This window comes from Candidatus Jordarchaeum sp. (assembly GCF_052745115.1).
This window is the reverse complement of the sequence record NZ_JBRAKS010000441.1, coordinates 1-2,830: the sequence shown is the minus strand read 5'-3', so window position 1 is coordinate 2,830 and position 2,830 is coordinate 1. Positions and strand designations below refer to the sequence as shown.

Here is a 2,830-nt window from a genome sequence, read left to right as displayed (position 1 = left end):
AGGACATCCTACCAATTAACAGCAAGGGGTGACAAATGTCCCTAACTTCTACAGAATATTTTTTAAAAATTATAATAAAAACAGAACTAAAAATTTTAAATATTCACTAAATGAATTTTTAAATGCTTAAAAAAAGGAAACGGGGTCAATGAGTCATTCTGTAGGCTGTCTCTTCAAACCTCCTCTGGTGGTGGAAACCCCAGTTCTTCCATGTGATCGAATCCCGTCTTGTAATTACCCATAAGTTTCCTTATCTCCTCTTCGATTTCTCCAACTCTTCTTATCGGATCAAAAGTTTCGGTATGGTTTTTTACTTCAACCAGACAATCTGACACTGCATCCACCTCGCTCCCGATCAATCGTTTGACTTCGTCACATAGTCGAATCAATCCGTCTACAATAATATGGACTTCTTCCTGCTTTAAGGTGCCTTTTAAATCTTCTAGGGCGATTGAAAGTCTTTCGCATTTATGTAATCTTTCTGCCAGATACCTGTTCCTATAGTTTTCACACCAAACTCTGAAGTCTATGGAACTCAGCTTCTTTATCTCTGATGGTGAGAGATAAACGGTTTGAGGACCAAACTCGTTGATCTCAAAACGCTTCCATTCTAGAAAGGCTTTAACCACAAATTCCCACATCTCCATAGTTACCGACATAAAATCCCTCACGCATATACTCGCTTAATATTATCTTGAGAGTTCAATTTCAATTATTCTGTCAAGAAGCTCATCTCTTTCCTCTGCCGGTAAAAACTCTAAACGTCTAATACCTAAGGGGTCGATTTCCTCTCTAATTACCCTGATTTGCTCCTTAGTCGGAGGCTCTGTTATAGGCACATCCTCCGGTATAATTAATTCGAAGCCCGTTTTTTCTTGGATCTCTTCTTTTGATACTCCCGGATGCAGGGAAATAACTCTCATTCGTTTGGTTTTTTCATCAAAACCCAGCACAGCCAAGTCCGTAATAATATGGTACGGTCCTTTTCCCGGAAAACCCATTTCTTCTCTTGTGACTTTCCCGTCTAGGAATCCCACCCCGCTGATAAAATCGATTTTGGGGACAAAGGTTCTTTTATCGTGGCGAGGAACATAGAGTAAAATCTTCTTATAGGTGATTGAAACTTCAGGTATTCCCGCGGCTCCCGGAAGACGAACCTTGGGAGAGCGCCAATCACCAATGCAGGTATTATTGAAGTTTCCATAGGCATCTATCTGGGCTGGTCTAAAATACTCTATAGTTACTCTCCCCGAGGGTAAGTGTTCCATGGTAACCTCGCCGCTGTGTTGGAAGCGTATGGCCCAAGTACTAACATACTGCTCGAAAAATAGTAATGAAACTGGGTGTGTCTCAAGAACATAAGTGTTACCCATATGAAACATTGGTGTGCAGTTAGGGGCGTGAGTTTTTTTAGCCAATAGGTAAGCATTCGTTACAAGTGGAGTAGCTATTCCCTGAGCCATTACATCGTAATCCTTTATTTCTTTCGCCATACAAACAACAACCATCTCATCCGGGGTGAAATCTTCCGAATACATTTTACTCACTCCTAAAGAAGTATTTTTGATAGTTTTGAAGCCCCCACCCTGTCGAGGTACTCTTCATGAGTTTTTGATTGGTAAACATATTCCTCAAGATACTCGGAGAAACCTTTTTGATCCTTTGATAATTCTAAATATTTCCTGATCTGGTTAGCATCATAGGTGTAATATGGAAAACACGAGGTGGGATGAGCTCCGAAAGGTGTACGAACCACTGCATCCACCATAAAATGAGGAATATTCGCTCTGCCCGGAGCTCGAATAATTTCTTCAGTTTCCACTATTTTTTCAGCGGAAATGATTACTTTTCCACTGGCTTTGGCTAGATCCTCATCCAGCCAAACCGCACCATCAATGTGAGCGTTACCAATTCGGTCTGCCATGGATACGTGAATGATTGAAACATCCGGCTTTATGGGTGGCATAGCAACCAGTTTCTCGCCGGAAAGTGGGCAGGTGTACTCTTTAAGGTCTTTTCTCACTTTCATAACGTCGGTGCATCTGATTCCTCTGGTTGGTAGATGTGGAACCTGGAGTAAAGTAGCTTTCAGACCCAATACAATGGTAACTTCTGTTTCCTCAATTATTTCAAGCTCTCCATTCTCAGAGGCTCTACGATAGTTTGGAGCCAGCCCAAAAATTTCAAAACCCACATAACAGCTCCTAATCTGCGAAGCACAGTGTGATCCTATGAGAAGATCTGTAGGTAATCCTGCGATAAAAGTCAAAACTCCTAAATCCCTAATTCCTTGACGGATAATTTCTCTAGTTAGAACCATCGGACGGCGGTAAAGGCTCATGCCGCCAATACCAAGGAGATCACCGTTATTAATTAAACTCACAGCCTCACTCAGTGACACGAGTTTATCAGACAAGTTATTTCCTCCTGAACAAAAAGATAAACATAGTGGACAACATCTAACTTCAAGTAACTTAAATGTTTTTTCACACAGTATTTTTCAATCCAAGCTTTATAAACTTCAATCTAAAATCTAAAATATTTTTAGAAATCATCAAATTATTTTGCTCACTCAGTAAGAATATGGTTTCTATGAACATTTAATTCACAGGAAAAATTAGAAAATAAGTTTTTACCAAAAAAGGGGAAAAAGACAGCTTTAATATTTTAGTATTTAAGTCATTGACACTTCCCGCGACTAAAGTCGGGGGATTCTTGCTTCTGGCTCAACGCCTTCGAAGCAATGTGTGTGCCACCACCCAGTTAGCACGCCCTTCCAAGCAGTATTTCCGAATTGTTAATTTTATTTTTATTTGAATTTGGTTTTGTT

Annotated in this window: 3 protein-coding genes; all 3 read right to left on the bottom strand. The window is 40.1% G+C overall.

The features are described 5' to 3' along the window. Window positions 1–173 precede the first annotated feature (173 nt). Genes ACUVXA_RS19255 through ACUVXA_RS19245 form a run of 3 tightly spaced genes read right to left on the bottom strand, consistent with a single transcriptional unit; the run spans window position 174 to window position 2,416 of the window. Window positions 174–659 carry a hypothetical protein gene (locus ACUVXA_RS19255; protein ID WP_445872912.1) on the bottom strand — a complete coding sequence of 162 codons (486 nt, stop codon included), beginning with the start codon at window positions 657–659 and terminating at the stop codon, window positions 174–176. Window positions 660–689: 30 nt separating this feature from the next. Then, window positions 690–1,538 (bottom strand): CoA-transferase subunit beta, encoded by an 849-nt coding sequence (locus ACUVXA_RS19250; protein WP_445872911.1) that lies wholly within the window; start codon window positions 1,536–1,538, stop codon window positions 690–692. An 11-nt stretch (window positions 1,539–1,549) separates the two neighbouring features. Continuing rightward, complete coding sequence (locus tag ACUVXA_RS19245) at window positions 1,550–2,416, bottom strand: CoA transferase subunit A (RefSeq protein ID WP_445872910.1); 867 nt, start codon at window positions 2,414–2,416, stop codon at window positions 1,550–1,552. Window positions 2,417–2,830 lie beyond the last annotated feature (414 nt).